The 17,885-nt window shown below is 51.7% G+C and carries 17 protein-coding genes; all 17 read right to left on the reverse strand.

All coding sequences use genetic code 11. The features are described from left to right. Positions 1-31: 31 nt before the first annotated feature. The 17 genes from tatC to bcsA all read right to left on the reverse strand — a co-directional run bounded on the left by tatC (position 32) and on the right by bcsA (position 17,002). Positions 32-817, reverse strand: coding sequence for a twin-arginine translocase subunit TatC (gene tatC / locus NFR90_RS09470; protein ID WP_160335843.1), 786 nt, complete (start codon positions 815-817; stop codon positions 32-34). Beyond that, positions 814-1,635, reverse strand: coding sequence for a Sec-independent protein translocase protein TatB (tatB, locus tag NFR90_RS09475; RefSeq protein WP_160335842.1), 822 nt, complete (start codon positions 1,633-1,635; stop codon positions 814-816). Before tatB ends, tatC begins: the two co-directional genes overlap by 4 nt. A gap of 15 nt (positions 1,636-1,650) precedes the next feature. After that, a complete protein-coding gene (gene tatA, locus NFR90_RS09480) occupies positions 1,651-1,881 on the reverse strand; it encodes a Sec-independent protein translocase subunit TatA (protein ID WP_160335841.1) in 231 nt (76 codons plus the stop codon). Between the two features lie 9 nt (positions 1,882-1,890). Continuing rightward, positions 1,891-2,235 (reverse strand): histidine triad nucleotide-binding protein, encoded by a 345-nt coding sequence (locus NFR90_RS09485; protein WP_160335840.1) that lies wholly within the window; start codon positions 2,233-2,235, stop codon positions 1,891-1,893. A gap of 92 nt (positions 2,236-2,327) precedes the next feature. Continuing rightward, positions 2,328-2,654, reverse strand: coding sequence for a phosphoribosyl-ATP diphosphatase (locus tag NFR90_RS09490; protein WP_251452527.1), 327 nt, complete (start codon positions 2,652-2,654; stop codon positions 2,328-2,330). Positions 2,655-2,664: 10 nt separating this feature from the next. Continuing rightward, the gene (gene hisI, locus NFR90_RS09495) at positions 2,665-3,051 is read right to left on the reverse strand and encodes a phosphoribosyl-AMP cyclohydrolase (protein ID WP_202074611.1); all 387 of its coding nucleotides are present in this window, start codon (positions 3,049-3,051) and stop codon (positions 2,665-2,667) included. 2 nt (positions 3,052-3,053) lie between these two features. Next, a complete protein-coding gene (gene hisF, locus NFR90_RS09500; RefSeq protein ID WP_160335838.1) occupies positions 3,054-3,815 on the reverse strand; it encodes an imidazole glycerol phosphate synthase subunit HisF in 762 nt (253 codons plus the stop codon). Between the two features lie 5 nt (positions 3,816-3,820). Next, positions 3,821-4,573, reverse strand: a complete 753-nt coding sequence (gene hisA, locus NFR90_RS09505) for a 1-(5-phosphoribosyl)-5-[(5-phosphoribosylamino)methylideneamino]imidazole-4-carboxamide isomerase (RefSeq protein WP_160335837.1) — start codon at positions 4,571-4,573, stop codon at positions 3,821-3,823. A 17-nt stretch (positions 4,574-4,590) separates the two neighbouring features. Beyond that, a complete protein-coding gene (hisH, locus tag NFR90_RS09510) occupies positions 4,591-5,229 on the reverse strand; it encodes an imidazole glycerol phosphate synthase subunit HisH (protein WP_251452530.1) in 639 nt (212 codons plus the stop codon). Next, the gene (gene hisB / locus NFR90_RS09515; protein WP_160335835.1) at positions 5,226-5,816 is read right to left on the reverse strand and encodes an imidazoleglycerol-phosphate dehydratase HisB; all 591 of its coding nucleotides are present in this window, start codon (positions 5,814-5,816) and stop codon (positions 5,226-5,228) included. The genes hisH and hisB overlap by 4 nt, the downstream gene beginning before the upstream one ends. 8 nt (positions 5,817-5,824) lie before the next feature. Beyond that, entirely contained in the window at positions 5,825-7,135 is a 1,311-nt protein-coding gene (gene hisD / locus NFR90_RS09520; RefSeq protein WP_251452532.1) for a histidinol dehydrogenase, read from the reverse strand. Next, positions 7,132-7,770 carry an ATP phosphoribosyltransferase gene (gene hisG / locus NFR90_RS09525; RefSeq protein ID WP_160335833.1) on the reverse strand — a complete coding sequence of 213 codons (639 nt, stop codon included), beginning with the start codon at positions 7,768-7,770 and terminating at the stop codon, positions 7,132-7,134. The genes hisD and hisG overlap by 4 nt, the downstream gene beginning before the upstream one ends. Further along, positions 7,767-9,020: a UDP-N-acetylglucosamine 1-carboxyvinyltransferase gene (murA, locus tag NFR90_RS09530; RefSeq protein WP_251452534.1), complete on the reverse strand. Its 1,254-nt coding sequence runs from the start codon at positions 9,018-9,020 to the stop codon at positions 7,767-7,769. Before murA ends, hisG begins: the two co-directional genes overlap by 4 nt. A 197-nt stretch (positions 9,021-9,217) precedes the next feature. Continuing rightward, positions 9,218-10,852: a cellulose biosynthesis protein BcsG gene (gene bcsG / locus NFR90_RS09535; RefSeq protein WP_251452536.1), complete on the reverse strand. Its 1,635-nt coding sequence runs from the start codon at positions 10,850-10,852 to the stop codon at positions 9,218-9,220. Positions 10,853-10,866: 14 nt separating this feature from the next. Then, on the reverse strand, positions 10,867-11,958 hold the full coding sequence (bcsZ, locus tag NFR90_RS09540; protein WP_251452538.1) for a cellulose synthase complex periplasmic endoglucanase BcsZ: 1,092 nt from the start codon (positions 11,956-11,958) through the stop codon (positions 10,867-10,869). Positions 11,959-11,971: 13 nt separating this feature from the next. Continuing rightward, the gene (bcsB, locus tag NFR90_RS09545; protein ID WP_160335829.1) at positions 11,972-14,242 is read right to left on the reverse strand and encodes a cellulose biosynthesis cyclic di-GMP-binding regulatory protein BcsB; all 2,271 of its coding nucleotides are present in this window, start codon (positions 14,240-14,242) and stop codon (positions 11,972-11,974) included. Positions 14,243-14,329: 87 nt separating this feature from the next. After that, complete coding sequence (bcsA, locus tag NFR90_RS09550; protein WP_251452543.1) at positions 14,330-17,002, reverse strand: UDP-forming cellulose synthase catalytic subunit; 2,673 nt, start codon at positions 17,000-17,002, stop codon at positions 14,330-14,332. Positions 17,003-17,885: the final 883 nt, after the last annotated feature.

The following is a 17,885-nucleotide window of genomic DNA, read 5'->3' on the forward strand; positions in this document are numbered from 1 at the left end:
AGAGCAAGCTCGACAGCCTGCTCCTTTTGATTTATGCGGTTTCTTCGTTATCTTCTTCACTCTTCGGTTTACCGAAGATGGCACACAGCCATATACCGACTTGGTAAAGAATCACCAGCGGCAGCGCCAGAAGCATCTGCGACAGAACATCCGGCGGCGTGAAAATCGCGGCGATAACAAACGCGCCGACCACCATATAGGGGCGAGCCTTCTTGAGCTTATCAATCGAAGTGATGCCCATACGATTGAGCACAACCACCACAATCGGAACCTCAAAGGTAACGCCGAAAGCCAGGAACAGCGCTAAAACGAAACTGAAATAAGAATCAATATCCGGCGCGAAGTTCACCGAGTTCGGAGAGAAGCCAGCGATGAACTGGAAGACCATACGGAAAACAATGAAATAGCAATAAGCCATTCCAAGGAAGAACATGACCAGGCTCGAAATAATAATCGGCGCGGCAAGTTTCTTTTCTTTTCTGTAAAGCCCCGGCGCCACAAATCCCCACAGCTGCCAAAGCACGTAGGGAAGCGCGATAACAAAGGCGACGAAAAGCGTGACCTTCAGCGGGACCATGAACGGCGCAATAACGCCCGTTGCCAGAAGTTTGGCGCCCTGAGGCAGCGCGACCATGAGCGGTTTGCTCAAATAGTCGAAAATCTGCTTCATAAAGGGCGACAGACATGCGAAAACCAGCAGAATAGCAATCGCCATGCGCACTAGGCGGGAACGAAGTTCTACCAAATGGGCGACAAGTGTCTGCTCTTTGTCGTCCTCCGGACCGTCCGGCAGTTCAGCTAAATCCTTATCACTCATGACGAAATGCGAGTTCTATTAGTGTGGCTGTTCGGAGCGAAACGTCCGGCCGTATGAATTCTGGGGTTAAGACGCGGATGAGTCCTGCGGCGCGGTTCTGATTCAACACGGGAATAACCGCGTCTGACACGCTGAGCCGGAGCAAAAGACGCACGAGCGGAAATTTGTTTCTTCAGATCCGCAAGCTCGCGTCTCAGTTCGGCAAGCGCATCTTCCGACGGCTGAGCGGCGGCCACGGGCTGGATATCTTCCGCCTTCGGCGCAGGACCCTGCAGCTCCTGAGGCACGGCCTGAGTCTGCTCGATTCCGGTTTCATGCCAATTGAACGCGCTCTCAAGCGAAGAAGTATCGATCTGACGATCCAGATCGCCCCAATCTCCGACTTCTGCAGGCTTTACAGCCTCTTCGGGCTTCTGCTCAATAATGTTTTCCATCGAGAGTTCTGCCTTGGGAGACGTGGAGTCCATCCAGCTGTCTTTAATGTCTTTGGTTGCGGAATCCACCTGCGACTTAAGATCCTGACCTGCATTGTTCACAGAGTCGGATACTTCTTTGACCTGCTTTTCAATCTGATCTGTCGTGTTCTTCAGATTAGATTGAAGATCTGCCGCCATCTTGCGGGCGTCTTCCTGAATTTTTTTCAGCTCGGAAAGCTCGACCTCTTTATCGATGTCGTTCTTTACCTGTGAAACAAAACGCTGAGCACGCCCCATCAGCGTGCCAGCGGTTTTTGCTACCTGAGGAAGCTTATCGGGACCGAGTACGACTAAAGCAACAGCCGCAATCAGCCCGATTTCCCCCATACTGAAATCAAGCATAAGCGCTCAATCCCATTAGGCCTGTTTCTGATCGGCAGGAGCAGTCTCTTTAGCTGCAGCGGCATCAGCCTTCTGTTCAACCTGCTGCGGTTTCTGCGGTTCGTCCTGAGCTTCTTTCATACCTTCCTTGAAGCCTTTGACCGCACCGCCGAGGTCTTTACCCATGTTCTTAAGCTTGCTCGTACCGAAAATCAGAACAACAATGACCAGAACAACAAGCCAATGCCAAATAGAGAGGGAACCCATGTTTAACTCCTAGAGTTTCTGCCAGGGGCGCGGGCCGCCCAAGACATGTACGTGAATGTGATTTATTTCCTGACCGCCGTCATGACCGGTGTTGATGACAACGCGGAATCCATTATTTGCACCGGCTTCTTTAGCCAGAACAGGCGCTAAGGCCAGCATTTTACCTAAAAGCGGCTCTTCTGACTTGCCCATGACCGCCAAAGAATCAAAATGCTGTTTCGGAATAATTAAAAGATGAACCGGAGCCGCAGGATGAATATCCTTGAACGCTACCACGTCATCATCTTCATAAACCTTCTGAGAGGGAATCTCTCCTCGGGCGATTTTGCAGAAAAGACAATCTTCCTTTTGCATACACTACTCCGTTAACTTCTATTATTGTTCAAGAAAAATCAAAGCGGCTCAACCTTGATAACCCTTAGAAACACTCTGCTTTTCTTCTTTTTTCACGATTCTTTACGATTTGCCTTTTCAACAAGGCCGGAAGTGCCCTCGCGCCGAGCCAGTTCGGCAAGCACTTCTTCCGGACGAATACCGGCCTGAGAAAGTACGACCATGCAGTGAAACCATAAGTCCGCCGTCTCGTAGATCAGGTGATCCCGATTTCCGTCTTTGGCGGCCATAATCACTTCGGCAGCTTCCTCCCCGACTTTTTTCAGCGCTCCGTCCGGAGCTTTGGAAAATAATTTGGCGACATAGGAGGTCTTCGGATCTCCGCCTTTGCGGCTGTCAATCACATCGGCAACATCGCTCAGTACTGCAACTCTTTCCATCTTGTATTCCTTATTTCTTACCGTACATCTCTTCGGCGCTGCGAATCACGTCGGAGTTCTCTTTCCAGCTGTCCGCTTCCCAGGTTCGGTAAAAACAGCTTCGGTGACCCGTATGGCAGGCAATACCACCGATTTGCTCAACACGGTAAATCACGGCGTCTGCGTCGCAGTCAAGCAGAATCTGAACAATCTTCTGACGGTTTCCGCTCTCTTCGCCTTTGCGCCAAAGACGAGAGCGGGAGCGGGAAAAATACGTTCCGTATCCGGTCTGCGCGGTCTCTTCAAGCGCCTCGCGATTGGCCCAGGCCAGCATGAGCACCGTCCCGTCCTCTGCGTCCTGAGCGATGACAGGCACCAGCCCGGCATCGTTGAACTTAACACTGTCGGCAATGCTCATCTTTAATCCAGCCTCACGGTAATGCCCTGCGCCTGCATATAGCGCTTGGCCTGCTCAATGGTATATTCGCCGAAATGGAAAATGGAAGCCGCGAGCACCGCGTCCGCGTGTCCCTGCACAATGCCGTCCACCAAGTGCTGCAGATTGCCGACGCCGCCTGAAGCAATAACCGGAATAGTCACTGAGTCGCTGACCGCGCGCGTCAGCGCAAGATCAAAGCCCTGCTTTGTCCCGTCGCCGTCCATGCTGGTTAAAAGAATTTCACCGGCGCCAAGCGCCTGCACTTTCTTTGCCCACTCGACCGCGTCAATCCCGGTCGGCGTGCGTCCGCCCCGAGTGTAGACTTCCCACGTTCCGTCTCCTCGGGCTTTCGCGTCGATCGCGACCACAATCGCCTGACTGCCGTAGGTCGCGGAACACTCCCCAATGAGATCGGGATTGTTGACGCCCGCGGAGTTAATCGAAACCTTGTCGGCTCCGCTGTTTAACAAGCGGCGCACGTCGGAAACCTTACGCACGCCTCCGCCGACCGTCAGCGGAATGAAGACTTGGGCGGCCACGTCTTCAATCACTTTAAGAATTAAATCGCGTTCGTCGGATGTGGCGGTAATGTCCAGAAAGGTCAGTTCATCTGCGCCCTGTTCATCATAACGGCGCGCGATTTCCACCGGATCTCCCGCATCGCGAAGATCAACAAAATTAGTTCCCTTAACAACACGGCCGCCGGTCACATCCAGACACGGAATGATTCGCTTCGCGAGCATAACTGTTAGTCCTCAGAGCCTTCAGACTCTTCAACAAGCTTGAGCGCCTCTGTAAAGTCCAAAGTTCCTTCATAAAGTGAACGGCCGAGAATCGCCATCGTGACGCCGTCGTCCTCAACCGCAAGAAGTTTGCGAATATCTTCCAAATCACGAATACCGCCGGAGGCGATCACGGGGATCGAAAGATGACGCGCAAGATCGGCTGTCGCATCAACATTGCAGCCGGTCAGCATGCCGTCACGGCTGATGTCGGTATAGAGAATCGCGTCAACGCCGTAGCCCTCGAATCTCTGGGCAAGATCCACTGCGCTGTGACCGGTAGTCTTTGTCCAGCCGTCCGTCATGACCATGCCGTCCTTAGCGTCCAGGGAAACAATGACGCTGCCGCCAAACTGGCAGCAGACGTCATGAAGGAAACCCGGCGCTTTAACCGCGGCTGTGCCGATAACGACATAGTCGGCACCGAAATCCAGTACCTGCTCAACTCTCTCAAGCGTACGCATGCCGCCGCCGATCTCGATCTCCACATCGTCGGAGAATTCGGAAATGATTTTCTTGATCACGGCAAGATTAACCGGTTTGCCGCTCTTAGCGGCATCCAAGTCCACCAAGTGAAGCCGCTGCGCGCCAAGATCAACCCAGTGCTTGGCCTGTGCGACCGGGTCGGTGTTAAACACGGTGATATTGGAAGTCAGGTCACCCTGGCGAAGACGAACACACTGGCCGCCTTTAATATCAATTGCGGGAATTAATAACATGGTATTTCTTTCAAGATTTAGTCAGGATTCCAAGTCAGGAAATTTGCATAAAGAGCGAGACCGGCCGCGGCGCTTTTCTCCGGGTGGAACTGTGTGGCAAACACATTGTCCTTAGCCACCGCAACAGTGACCTCTTTTCCGTAGAAAGTAACGCCCGCGATCAGACTCGGATCTTCGGGTACTACATAATAGCTGTGGACGAAATAAAACCAAGCGCCGTCACTAATGCCGTTCCACATGCGGTGCGGTATTCTCTGAGAAACTCGGTTCCATCCCATCTGCGGAACTTTAAGACGAGCTCCGCTCAGGTCGGTTTGATTAGAAGGAAAACGAACCACGTTTCCTTTGAAAATGTCCAAACCGCCGACATCGCCTTCCTCGCTGTGCGTGAAGAGCATCTGCTCTCCGATGCAGACCGCAAAGAAAGGTTTGTTTTTTACAGCATCGCGAACCGCTTCTTCAAGACCGGTGCGGCGAAGATTCGCAATGCAGTCGGGCATCGCGCCCTGGCCCGGGAAAATCACGCGGTCGGCCTTCATCACATTCTCAGGCAGCGCAGTCACTTCAATCGTGGTGCCAAGCGGCGCAACTTTTTCGACCGCCTTGCTGACGCTGCGCAGATTTCCTGAACCATAATCAACAATCGCTATTCTCATAAAACGCCTTTCGTCGAGGGAACACGGCCCATTGCTCGTTCGTCCGGGGCAGCGGCAGTACGCAGCGCGCGTCCGAAAGCTTTAAAGACGGACTCACACTGATGGTGCGCGTTCACGCCCCGCAGGTTGTCAATGTGCAGCGTAATCTTCGCGTTGTTGACGAGCGCAAAGAAAAATTCACGCGGCAGCTGCGTATCCATCTCTCCGATCATCGGAGCGGTAAAGTCCACGTTCCAGACCAAATAGGGACGTCCCGAGAAATCCATAACGACGCGGGAAAGCGCCTCATCAAGGGGCACACAGCTTTGGCCGAAGCGCGTGATGCCGACTTTATTGCCGATCGCCTGAGCAAGACACTGGCCCATCGCGATGCCGATATCTTCAATCGAGTGGTGACCGTCAATCCACAGATCGCCTTCGCACTTGACGTACAAATCGATCATGCCGTGACGGGCGATCTGATGGAGCATATGATCAAAAAAACCGATACCAGTGTGGATGTCGGCCTGTCCGGAGCCATCCAGGTCCATCTTCACAATAATTTCGGTTTCCGCTGTCCTGCGTTCAACCTCAGCTGCTCTGTTCATAATCCGTCCTATTTCTTTTCAAGTTCGCTGACGCGGTACATCGAGCTTGCAGAGTGCGCTGTGAGGAATTCGCCGCGGGCCAGAACGTCGGCAACATGACCAAGTTTTTCCGCGCCCTCTTTGCTGACCTGAAGCACGCTCATGCGCTTCTGGAAATCCCAAACACCAAGCGGGGAAGAATAACGGGCGGTTCTTGATGTCGGCAGAACATGGTTCGGGCCGGCACAGTAGTCGCCGAGCGCTTCACAGGTGTAGGCGCCAAGGAAGAGCGCGCCGGCGTGGTGAATCTTGTCGGCGTATTTTTCCGGTTCTTCGACGGAAAGCTCAAGATGCTCCGGAGCAATCGTATCGGCGACACGGCAGGCCTCATCAATAGAGTCCGTCACAATGATGGCGCCGCGATTCTTCAGGCTGGCTTCAATGATTTCCTTACGGCTCATATTCGGAAGCTGACGTTTAATAGACTCTTCCACCTTGTCGGCAAATTCGGCGTCCGGCGTGAGCAGAATCGCCTGAGCCAGCTCGTCATGCTCGGCCTGACTGAACAGATCCATCGCGATCCAGTCGGGGTTGGTCTTACCGTCGCAAATCACGAGAATTTCAGAGGGGCCCGCGATCATATCGATGCCGACCGTACCGAACACATAACGTTTGGCAGCAGCGACATAGGCGTTGCCCGGTCCGACAATCTTATCAACCGCAGGAATCGTTTTAGTACCGTAGGCCATTGCGGCGACCGCCTGAGCTCCGCCGATGGTGTAGCACTCCTTAACGCCGGCAAGCGCAGCAGCAGCCAAAACCAGCTGATTGGGTTTGCCGCCCGGAGTCGGAACCACCATCACGATTCTGCCGACACCGGCCACGTGAGCCGGCATAGCGTTCATCAGAACGGAAGACGGGTAAGCGGCCTTACCGCCCGGGACGTACAGACCGACAGAGTCCAACGGGATATAACGAATACCGAGCTTGGTTCCGTCTTTTTCGGTGATCGACCAGCTCTGACCGATTTCATGCTCATGGAAAGAATGAATTCGCTGAGCGGCGGTCTTAAGCGCCTGTTTCTGATCTTCAGGAAGCGTCTCGAGCGCTTTTTTAAGATCCTCTTCGGTCAGAAGGAACTCTTCCATGCTTTTGGCGTCCATATGATCGAAGCGATTGGTGTATTCAAGCACCGCCTCGTCGCCTCTTTTACGCACATCCTCGACAATCGCCTCGGCTCTGCGCGTAATCTCCGGATCAACCGAGGAGTCCACAGCGACCAGTTCGGAGAACTTCGCAGCGAAGTCCGCATCCTTTGTATTCAGTCTTCTAATGATCATTTTTTCACCGTTTTTTCGAAAATTTCAATCAGCGGCAAAATCTCCTGCCGCTTTAATTTCATTGCCGTCTGTCCGACAATCAGTCGAGAAGACACGTGATCGATTGTTTCCACTTCCACCAAATCATTCGCTTTGAGCGTCGCGCCGGTACTGACCAAATCAACAATCGCGTCGGAAAGACCCGCGATCGGCGCAAGCTCCATCGAGCCGTACAGCTTGATCAAATCCACATGAACGCCGATTCGCGCGTAGTAGTCGCGCGAATACTTCATATACTTCGTCGCAATTCTGAGGCGCGCTCCGCGTCTGACCTTGCTTCGGTAATCAAAATCGCGGGGACAGGCAACGCACATGCGGCATTTCGCGATATTCAGATCGAGCGGAATATAAAGTCCGGAGCCGCCGTGTTCATACAGTGAATCCTTTCCCGCGACACCCATGTCCGCCGCGCCGTACTGCACGTAAGTCGGCACGTCGCTTGCGCGGACAACCACGATGCGCAGATCCGGGTTATTGGTTCCAATAATCAGTTTGCGGGACGTTTCCGGGTCTTCCAGAGGGTAGATGCCGGCCGCCGCCAAAAAGGGCAGCGTTTCCGTAAAAATTCTTCCTTTAGATAGTGCGAGCGTAATCATTCTTTGACTCTCTTGATATCAGCTCCGAGCGCTCTGAGCTTTTCCTCCATCTTTTCGTATCCGCGGTCCAGATGGTAAATTCGATCGACGGTGGATTCTCCGTCCGCGGCAAGCGCCGCGATGACTAACGCCGCGCTCGCGCGCAGATCCGTCGCCATAAGGGGCGCCCCGGAAAGTCTGGAGACGCCGCGAACCGTCGCGGTGTGTCCGTCAATTGTTATGTCGGCACCGAGTCTCTGCAGCTCGGGCACATGCATGAAACGATTCTCAAAAATGGTTTCGTCCACACGGGCGGCCCCTTCAGCGATGGTGTCAAGCGCCATAAACTGCGCCTGCATATCAGTCGGAAAAGCCGGATACGGCGCAGTACGAATATCAACCGCTTTCAGAGTTTTTCCGGCGCCCGCTTCAATCCAATCGTCCCCGAAAGTAACTTCGGCGCCCGACTCTCTCAGTTTGTCGATGACCGCGGCAAGATCTCTCGGATTGCAGTGCGTCACACGGGCTTTTCCGCCGGTGGCGACCGCGGCAACCAGGAAGCTTCCGACTTCAATGCGGTCGCTCATGACCGTATGCGTCGTGCCGTGCAGCTTCTCAACGCCTTCAATAATGATTCGATCGGTGCCCGCGCCCTGAATCTTTGCGCCCATGGCGTTCAGACAGTCGGCCAGGTCGACCACTTCCGGCTCACGTGCCGCGTTTTCCAGTACCGTTGTACCTTCGGCGAGCACCGCGGCCATCATCAGGTTTTCCGTTCCGGTCACCGTCACCATATCGGTCACGATAAGAGTGCCTTTAAGCTTGTCGGCCGAGGCGCTGACATAGCCGTGGTCAATAGTCACCTCGGTTCCAAGCGCTTTCAGGCCTTTGATGTGCTGATCAACCGGTCTTGCGCCGATCGAGCAGCCGCCGGGCAGCGATACCTTGGCCTTGCCAAAGCGCGCGACAAGCGGGCAGAGCACAAGAATAGATGCCCGCATGGTCTTCACCAGATCGTATGAAGCTTCAGTGGATGTAATGTTCGACGCTTCGATCGTAACCGCGTGGTCCGAGCGCGTCACTTTGCAGCCCAGATCTTCCAAAAGTCTGAGCATGGTTTTGACATCGGCCAAATCCGGAAGATTATGGAAAACCATCGGCTCTTCCGTTAAAAGCGATGCGGCGAGCAAAGGAAGCGCCGCATTCTTTGCGCCGGAGGCTCTGATTTCCCCGCGCAGCGGTTTTCCGCCGGTGATAACTAGTTTTTGCACTGAGCAACTCCAAACAAAACAGTTCGAGTGCGCCGAACAAATACGGTCACACCCATAACACATTGAGTTTATAGCGATAGCAAAGCGAATTGGCGCTTTGCAGCGCTTTTTTTTCAAGATTTATTTATCTCGGGAGCAAGACATGAAAAACCGCGGGACAGCTTTTTTCCGCCAATCCCGCGGTCTCACCCGATCTTCTACTTCGCGTATTCTCTCCAGTCTCCGCTGTCGAGCTTAACGTAGTCTTTTCCGTTGTAATTGATGACCTTCGCATTGGCGTTCTCAGAGACAGAATGCGTCTGAGGAAGCCCCTTCACCAGCTCTTCGAGCGTCTCAGAGCCCTCCGGTTTGCCAAAGAAGTTCGTCTCAAGCACGCGTCCGATCAGCGTGCTGATCGCAAGATAACTGGTCTTTTGCGTCACATTGACCGGTCCGCCCTGAGGCTGGATGCCGATGAACTTCACGAGCGCGGGCACATGTGTAATGGACGGGCTCGGGATATCGCGAAGATGTGCGACCTGAACCTTGTCGCCCTGCTCGGCGGCGCCATGCTCGGGCACAACCACCAGCATGACTTTGCGGCCGCTCTTTTCAATATCGGAAATCAGCGTATCCAAATCATCCAGCATCGCTTTGGCACGCGGCTTAAACGGTGCAAGACGGCGTTTGCCGGCAAAACGGTTGCCGTCATGCAGCGCAATCAGATTCACGAAAGTCGCGCTCTTATGATCGCTGCTCTCAGCTGTCTTTTCCCAGTCTTTAAAGACCGCTCTGGCGTCTCCGATCGGTTCCTCATCAAAGGAGTCATAGCGCTTGGGATACTTCATTTCTTCAAGACGCGGCGTCAGACCGGCCAAGTGTCTGAGGCTCTGATAGAAGTTGTCGTATTTGCCGCTGTGATCCATGAACACATACTGGTTGTAGCCGAGATGACCGAGTCGGCTCATGATTTCGCAGTCGGGATTGCGCCCTTCATACAAATCCTCGTGCGAGGGCTGTCCGCAGGCGGACTTCAGCAGACGAAGCGCTGCAGGACCTGAGTACGAAGTTGCCGAATTAAAGTTCTCAAATCGAATATTGAACTTCTGCAGCACTTCATGATTGTCCAGGCCCACCGCTTTCAAATCCGAATTGGAGAGCGAACAGATATTCAGAAGAAGAATATCAAACGGAGTATCGGTCTTCGGCAAAGAGTCAGGCCATACCGCACGGCGATCCTTCTCAGTGTCGTGGAACGTCTTAAGCCACTCGTCAAGATTGCGGGATGTCGGATCAAGCGTCTGCGGAATCAGATCGCTCTTAACCTCTTCTGCGCCTTCTTTTTTAGCGCTGTCGGCTGCAGCCACGGTTTCCACCGGCACCGGAGCGGGCCGCTGAAACAGCGGCTGCCATACCGGTGCGAGCAGCAAAATCACCAGATAGCCGATTGTGAAGGTCGTGACGCGCACATAATCGCGGATCGCGTAATAGACCACAATCAGCACCAAGCCGATACCGATCATCTCGAAGTTAAGGAAGTTCAGCAGTGAATCCACAATGTAGCCGGTCTCCATCGCCGCGACATTGTGGAAGTTTCCCTTGATGCTTTCAAGTCCCGGCAGCCAGCTCTCGCTGTAAACCAGCGCGAATGCCGCGCAGACAGCCGCAAGAGTTCTAAGCCATCTCAGCCAGCGGTTCTGCAGCGGGAACATGACAAAAATCAGCAGAAGAACGTTATGCAGAAGATTCAGCGTGAGATAGCCGAATCCCGCAAGAAGAAATTCTCCGATGAAAAAGACGTTCCAAAGGCCGAGACCTTTCCACTTTTCCTTTTTATTACCCGTCGACGCCATGTTGTCTTCTCAAATTAATTCGGAGTCTTGGTATCGATAACGAGATCGTTGCTCGGAATAATCAGACGGCCCTTCTCGTCAAAAGCAAACGCTCGGTAATCGAAGCCGAGACCGAACATAATCAGGCAGTTGCGATAGTAGTTCACGCCTGTCATTTTAGTCGATGTGAGTACCGTGCGAATAATGGCGCCCGCTTTGTCGCTGCTGACGTAAGGAAGGAAGCACGCTCCGAAAGCGTCCACTTCCCAGCCGCTGAAAGTCATATCGCCGAGATTCACCTTTTCAGGCGGCAGATTCGTGCGTCTGACCGCATCAATCATAGGACCGTAGTGCTTGGCCAGAAGTTCGTAGTTCTGATCTTTCGGAGAAAGCATGGACGCCCACAGGTAAGTGCGGATTGCGTTGTAGCTGCCTTCCATTTTGTTCGGATCGACCAGGCGGCCGCTGCTGTCAAATTTTGCCCAGTCGGGTGCGGCTCCGTCCGGGGAGCTGCGGATCATCGCGTTAATCAGCCCTTCCAGAACCGGCTGCCAATAAGGATCGTGCTCGGCAAAGCGACGAAGGATCTGCGGCGGATAGTAGCTCGGGTTGATCGTGATGATGCCTTTATCTTCAAAACCGACCCGCCCCGGCAGGATGACTTTGCCGACATTGGGAATATCACGAACAAGCTCCTTGAGCTTTGCGAGGTAGTCGTTCGCGCGCGCTTCATACTCAGGCGCGTTCCAAATACGGGCCGCTTCAAGCAGTGAATACGCAATCCACATATCGGAGTCGGTCGCGTTATTTGTATCCATAATCTTGCCGGGATTTTCCATCTTCCCATCCGGAATGCCCCAAAGCCAGGATGGCTGATCCTTTCCTAGATTGTTTTCGGACCAGGCAAACACCTGATCAAAGGTCTTTCGATCATTGGCGACAAGCGCGTAGAACATGGCGTAGGACTGGCCTTCCGAAGTCGTGATCAGGTTCTTCTCACTGTAGTCAACGACTCGTCCTTCTTCCGTCACATTGGTCGACTTAAATTCGTCCCAAAGATCCCAAGCCAGTGCCTGTGTCGAAAACGCGGCTGACAGCAGGCAGGCGATAAGTAATTTTCCTTTCATGTCGATCTGCTCCTTAATGACGCCGGCTGCGGTATCTGATAATTGAGTGCATCAGATAGTAGATTCCGCCTGCAAACAGGAGGGCGCAAAGTAATGTGAAAAGAACCAGCAGAAGCGGCTGATCCAGCAGCGAGTACCAAACACGCTGATGCCAAGGGAGCGACCCGGTGTAATAAGAGGGGCCCGCCTCAAAGCTTGAGGGCACTGCGTTGGGTCTGAAAATTGCGACACTCCCGCCGACAACCTTGAGATCCCCGGGATTCATCAGACGTTTATTGAGAATAAAACTTCCGTCCTGTCCGTCTCCCATCAAAGTAACGACGGAGCGGCCGCTACTGTATGGCGATTCATACTGCGCCATCGCGGCGATACCAGTATCCTCGGTCACAAGTGTTCGACCCGTATTGTCCGCTTTCTCACTGAATTGATTTTTGTCGTTGCCGCGCATCTTTTCAAGAAGCACCTCCGGCTCAAGTTTTTCCAGTCCGGAGAGATCCTGACTGGTTTCGGCAAAAACTAAAATATCCTTATCTTTTGCGTTGCCGTTGCGTACTGCGGAATCAACTGTGACTTTCGTAGCTGGATAGCCGATCTGAGCTCCGATTCGCCCCATTGTGTTCAGCATAGTTGAAACAACGTTTGCCGGCGCCTGATCTCGAATCAGAACAAGCGTCTGGGAAAGATCCGCGTACTTGGAGAATGGGAAGCCGCTAACGGTGAAAAGCTTCAAATCCGGCAGGCGCGCAAAGTGGTAGAACCCAGAAAAATCAATGGTCGAGTTCGGATCGATTTCCACCTGATTCGGAATCAGTGCGACACTCTTGCAGTTTTCCGTCGTACCTCCGGAGACGCTAAGCGCGTACTGGAAATCAAACGTCATCATGTTCTCTGCCGAAAGCAGACGGCTCGGAATCGATGTGTTATTCCACAGATTCGCCAATCCGTTCAGCATAGAGAACTGAGAGGCGAAGGAATTGCTGTTGGTATCCGGCTTCAGCTCGTAGGATTCCACCAGCTGATCGTTCAGTAAAAAGCGCATCTGAGCCGCTTCGCGGTTCGTGGGCTTGGTGTAGCGGTAACGAAGATCGAGATTAACGTTGCTGCTAGTCACCATAAACAGGTCCGGCGGAAGCTTAACTTCGAGCTTAATGGGAGCCGGGTGCAGTCCAGTGCTTGTCAACTGACCGCGATACTTAGCAATTTTGTCAAAGCTGACTTTTTCGCCGGTCGGAATCCATGCGGGCGCGTCATACGCTTTTCTATCGGGAAGCGCACTGAAGCCTTCGATTGTCACAAGACCGCCAGCGATCCCCTTATCTTGCGCAGCGAGGTAGCGCGCGGCCGTCAGCAGATCGTCCTCATTGCGCCCCGCGATCACAAGAATCTTGGCGAACATAGTGTTGGGCGCGTCCACAACAGAAACTGTCGGCGCATTAACCTTCGGCAGGAACTTCAGAAAGTCCGGACGACTGTCGTTGGTGACAAAGGCAACAAAATTCTGATCCGACGGCTGCTCGTTGTAATAAACCGGAAAGTCAATGCCGCGCCATTCCGCCTTAACACCTGCCCAGGAAGCGACCACTGCGGCAGCCTGCTTCATCAGATTATTTGGAGCCGAAGCAAACACAACCGGCAGTGTTGTAGCCGACGGGCTCAGCGTGTTGACAAACGGTGTCGGAATAAGCGAAAGATCATTCGCAAGACGAACCATCTGAGTGCTGAGCGTAAGGAAACTTGACGAATCCACAGTCAGCCAAAGCGAGGGGTTGGAAACCGAACCGCAGACGTTCGTATAGGCCCCTACAAATTCCAGCGTAATGCGGTTAGTCTCCTCAATCTGCTTCGGATTGAAATCAACGGTTGCTGAAACCTGACTGCCAAGCTGTTCCTTTGTCACGGGCAGAGACTTCTGAAGCTGACCGTTCAGATAGACATTCAGTTGACTCTGCTGAGGGATCAGTGCCGGCGACGGGGTGTAGCGCAGAGTTACAGACGCCTTGGAAATCACTTCGTTTTTAGGCGAATAAAAACGAAAGGAGCGCTCGTTGTAGATGCCCGTCATCTTGATCTGATCGATCATGCCCTCGGTGGAGTAGCTAAAGAGCGGAGTATCGCGGCGAATGACCGGAATCTGATCCACTCTAAAGTTCGGCTGAACATCTCTAATATAGGTCGGCTCGAGCTGGGCGGAGAAGGCGGGGTTGCCTAATGAGCCGATGACCGCACTGAGAACACAAAGCGTTGCGCCTTTCAGGGATAAATGTAGCCTTTGCGTAAAATTCATATTTTTCTGGCCTAGAACTGTGGTTTATCTATATATGTTTTAAAGATTGTACGTCTTTCTTATCGTTTTCACCTGTTTCTTCCCTTCTTAGCGCATTAATTGGGTATGCTCCGAGTCCTCAAAAGGAGAGTTTTTACTGTCCTTGCGGAACTCGGGGAAGCGGGGAATAAAACTAATCACTTCGCGCACGCACCAGCTGACAGACTTAAAGAACCAACCGACGGAGTTGGAAGAATAATTTGCAAAAGAAATTGCCCCAAGTTTAGCTATCTGCAGGAGCGATTCTGCGCCCGAGAGCATGCCATAGGGCTTGACTTCCGACTGCTTCTGAACCCAAATATCCGGCGTCCCGAACGTCGCACTCACATAGTGCATTTCCTCAACTCGTGTATCCTGTCGAACGATAACTTCCAAAACACCTTTATCAAATACCGCGTCGACCACGCAATGAAATGAGTATCCCGGATGATGTTTAGTACCAAATGTCATCGTGATTTCCTGATTCGGTTCAAAGAACTGAACATCCTGCGGGTTGATCGTAATCACACAGTCCTTCTGGGAAAAGGCAGCAAGCTTGGCCGATATATTCTTCTCCCCGACTTTGAGCTGAACCGACGTCTTAAACGCAATACGCGGGAACTTTCGCTTCTGAACGCTTTCCACGCAAACAGCCATCGCTGCAAAAAGGATGACCAGGTTGTATGCGATCCAGACTAAGTTGATCAGAATCATCATGACCTCATAGGAGCTCGCGCCGATCATTCGATATATACCGATCAGGAAACCCAACATATTCAAAGAAAGCAAAAGCAGATACGGTTTCGAGACTGCCCAATCCAGATACGCTTTATCAATAACGCCGCCCTTTGCTGTTACGTTGAATTTTCCTTTGTGCGGCGCAATGAGTGCAACCAGGGTCGGCACAAAGATGTACCAGGACAGAATGGTTTCGTAGAGTGCGCTGACAAAAGGAAAACGGTAACCTCGGTGAATCGCGTACGTCGTCATAGTTGAATGCACCATGTGTGGGACCAGATAGACGAAGATTGCGATTGCGCTTGCATAGATCACGTAGACATCGGCAAAAAGGAACGGGAGCGGTGCAATCAGGAAAATAATTCTCGGCAGACCGTGCAGAAAGTGGATCATCGCATTCAGAAAGCACAGACGCTGCGGTATCGAGAGACCTTTCCCAAACAACGGATTATCCAGTCGGAAAATCTGAACCATGCCTCTGGCCCAGCGGATGCGCTGACCGATATGCGCAGCAAGCGTCTCCGTACTCAGCCCTGCTGAAAGCGGCGTGCTGAGGAAAGCCGAGCTCCAGCCCTTACGGTTGAGCTTCAGTGAAGTATGAGCATCCTCCGTCACAGTTTCTACCGCAATGCCGCCCACCTCTTCGAGCGCTTTGCGGCGCATGATAGCGCAAGAGCCGCAAAACATCGTAGCGTTCCATGTGTCATTGCCTTTCTGAATGAAGTCATGAAAGAGTGAATTCTCATTCGGAACGTTGTCTTTCAGGTGCAAGTTTTTCTCAAACGGATCCTGAGAATAGAAATGATGCGGCGTCTGAACCAGCGCAACTTTCGGATCCTTGATAAACCAGCCCATGGTCTTTTGCAGAAACGTACGCACAGGGACATGGTCACAGTCAAAAATGGCGATAAATTCCCCATTGGTAATGCTCATCGCATGATTGATGTTTCCTGCCTTAGCATGATTATGCTTTTCCCGTTTAATGTAGTGAGCGCCCACTTCGGCAGCAAAATCCTCAAAGTCTTTACGGCTTCCGTCATCAAGAATATGCACGTTGAGCTTAGATTTTTCCCAATCCTGACAGAGCGCCGCGTAGACAGTTGGCTTCACCACATCCAACGGTTCATTATATGTAGGAATAAAAATATCGACTGTCGGCCACTGTGACGGCTCTTTAGGTATCGGAGCGGGTTTTCTATCCAACACCCAGCAGACTTGGAAGTAGCCCAGAAGCATCACAATAAAAGCGTAAGTCTCCGCCAAAATCAGAAGCCAAGTGAAAATCACCGACGTATAGCTGTTGGGATTGATAGTTTCGCTATAACGCCACCAAATATAGCGAGAGGAAACGATCACGGAGATCACGATCAGCATAAGCAGCGTCAAACGAGTATGCGCTTGAAAAAGCGTGAGCGCGATTGTTCCAAGAATCAGCAAAAAGATAATTTGTTCGTCCAGACTAAAGGGCTGTGTCACGCAGAGCACATAGAGAAAGAGTCCGACAATAAGAAGGAAGCCGATAAATATTTTTTTCCCCAGAGAAATCTTCCCGGCGGAGTCTCTATGCTCAGGCAAATCGATTTTTTCCGATACCAGTGACTTAGAAAGACGCTCGGAAACACGGCGGACAAGGCGGTTCGCTTTCTTTGCCGCCATGACGGTCCAGCGGAAAAGAAAAAAGGTAGAAAAGTGACTATTCTTAGACTGCCGAAGCGCGGTTTCTTCTTTACTTGATGCAAAAAGCATCAAGAATATCAGCTGGATAAACACCCTGACGGAATCCAGAGGACGAAGCCGATGAAAGTTAATCTGCGGAAAATAGAAATCTTTGCCACGTTTAAGCCTCTGAAAAACCGGCGACTCGATTGGAAAAAGCAACCAGGCGGCTCCCAAAGCCAACAAGTTAATAAAATAACTGACGCCGCCGGTCGTGTTTGACCGCAAATAGTTAGAGACTCGCGATATTCGGTCTTTGGCTCCGTTAATCAGGTCAAAAAGAAGCATAGCAGGCGGTAAGTTTTGTTATTTGTTAGTTAATAAGTATAAGTGCTGAGAGGTATAAGAAATCAAATCTGTGTTGCTCTGCACTGTTTCAAGCTCACAAATACCATATTTCTTCTGCCCCTATTCTATTCAATGAACTTACCTCTAAAAATGCATCACATGGCAAGAAGGTTCCGTGGTGAGATAGATACATTCACTTGAGACTAAGAGATTGGTTCAATACTTATTCAATGGAATGGAGGAGTATCGAGAATTTGAGCAACTATCGGGGGTTCCGAAAGATATTCTGCGTTTAGAGAAGGCTAATCTCGCATAACTAAAGATTGGATTGCTTCCGAAGAGCACCATCCTCTCTTCCCATCAGTGAAAGAGAAGGAATAGTTAAGCAAGTCTTCGTCACGAACTTTCGCAAGTTCTATTGCGAAACAGAGAAGTTCCGATCCGCAGTATAGGCAGCTGAGTTCTATGGCCTGGAATCTCGTTCAATTCATCGGTAAGTTAAACCCGAATACAAAAGACATGCAACAGCTGGGATAACAAAAGACCCGAAGACGGGCATGTACGCTACTCGATTACATCTGTTCTGGTGTACGCCCTTTAATCCAAGAATGGAACTGAGAATTCATCACCTACATTGAAGATCACACACCAACTCATTCATTATAAAGTTATAAAATACAATAAGTTATCTTCCATAATGTGATATCGAGTAACTTTACAAAAGTAAGAAATAATTCAGATTTTGTTACTTCCCTCCAACCAACCGCATACCGACGTTTTCTTGAATGGTTGATACCGAATTTAGAACCTGAATTCCCGCTCCTAGATTACAAAAATCGGGGCGGGGATTTTTATTTTCAACTTCTGCATAAGTTCCTTGTAA

Origin of the sequence: Parasutterella muris, from assembly GCF_943193095.1 — a bacterium.
GTDB classification, from domain to species: Bacteria; Pseudomonadota; Gammaproteobacteria; order Burkholderiales; family Burkholderiaceae_F; genus Parasutterella; species Parasutterella muris.

Bases quoted from the DNA above. Each gene is read 5' to 3' on its own strand.
- tatC (WP_160335843.1), bottom strand. From the start codon at position 817: ATGAGTGATAAGGATTTAGCTGAACTGCCGGACGGTCCGGAGGACGAC.
- tatB (WP_160335842.1), bottom strand. From the start codon at position 1,635: ATGCTTGATTTCAGTATGGGGGAAATCGGGCTGATTGCGGCTGTTGCT.
- tatA (WP_160335841.1), bottom strand. From the start codon at position 1,881: ATGGGTTCCCTCTCTATTTGGCATTGGCTTGTTGTTCTGGTCATTGTT.
- NFR90_RS09485 (WP_160335840.1), bottom strand. From the start codon at position 2,235: ATGCAAAAGGAAGATTGTCTTTTCTGCAAAATCGCCCGAGGAGAGATT.
- NFR90_RS09490 (WP_251452527.1), bottom strand. From the start codon at position 2,654: ATGGAAAGAGTTGCAGTACTGAGCGATGTTGCCGATGTGATTGACAGC.
- hisI (WP_202074611.1), bottom strand. From the start codon at position 3,051: ATGAGCATTGCCGACAGTGTTAAGTTCAACGATGCCGGGCTGGTGCCT.
- hisF (WP_160335838.1), bottom strand. From the start codon at position 3,815: ATGCTCGCGAAGCGAATCATTCCGTGTCTGGATGTGACCGGCGGCCGT.
- hisA (WP_160335837.1), bottom strand. From the start codon at position 4,573: ATGTTATTAATTCCCGCAATTGATATTAAAGGCGGCCAGTGTGTTCGT.
- hisH (WP_251452530.1), bottom strand. From the start codon at position 5,229: ATGAGAATAGCGATTGTTGATTATGGTTCAGGAAATCTGCGCAGCGTC.
- hisB (WP_160335835.1), bottom strand. From the start codon at position 5,816: ATGAACAGAGCAGCTGAGGTTGAACGCAGGACAGCGGAAACCGAAATT.
- hisD (WP_251452532.1), bottom strand. From the start codon at position 7,135: ATGATCATTAGAAGACTGAATACAAAGGATGCGGACTTCGCTGCGAAG.
- hisG (WP_160335833.1), bottom strand. From the start codon at position 7,770: ATGATTACGCTCGCACTATCTAAAGGAAGAATTTTTACGGAAACGCTG.
- bcsG (WP_251452536.1), bottom strand. From the start codon at position 10,852: ATGGCGTCGACGGGTAATAAAAAGGAAAAGTGGAAAGGTCTCGGCCTT.
- bcsZ (WP_251452538.1), bottom strand. From the start codon at position 11,958: ATGAAAGGAAAATTACTTATCGCCTGCCTGCTGTCAGCCGCGTTTTCG.
- bcsB (WP_160335829.1), bottom strand. From the start codon at position 14,242: ATGAATTTTACGCAAAGGCTACATTTATCCCTGAAAGGCGCAACGCTT.
- bcsA (WP_251452543.1), bottom strand. From the start codon at position 17,002: ATGCTTCTTTTTGACCTGATTAACGGAGCCAAAGACCGAATATCGCGA.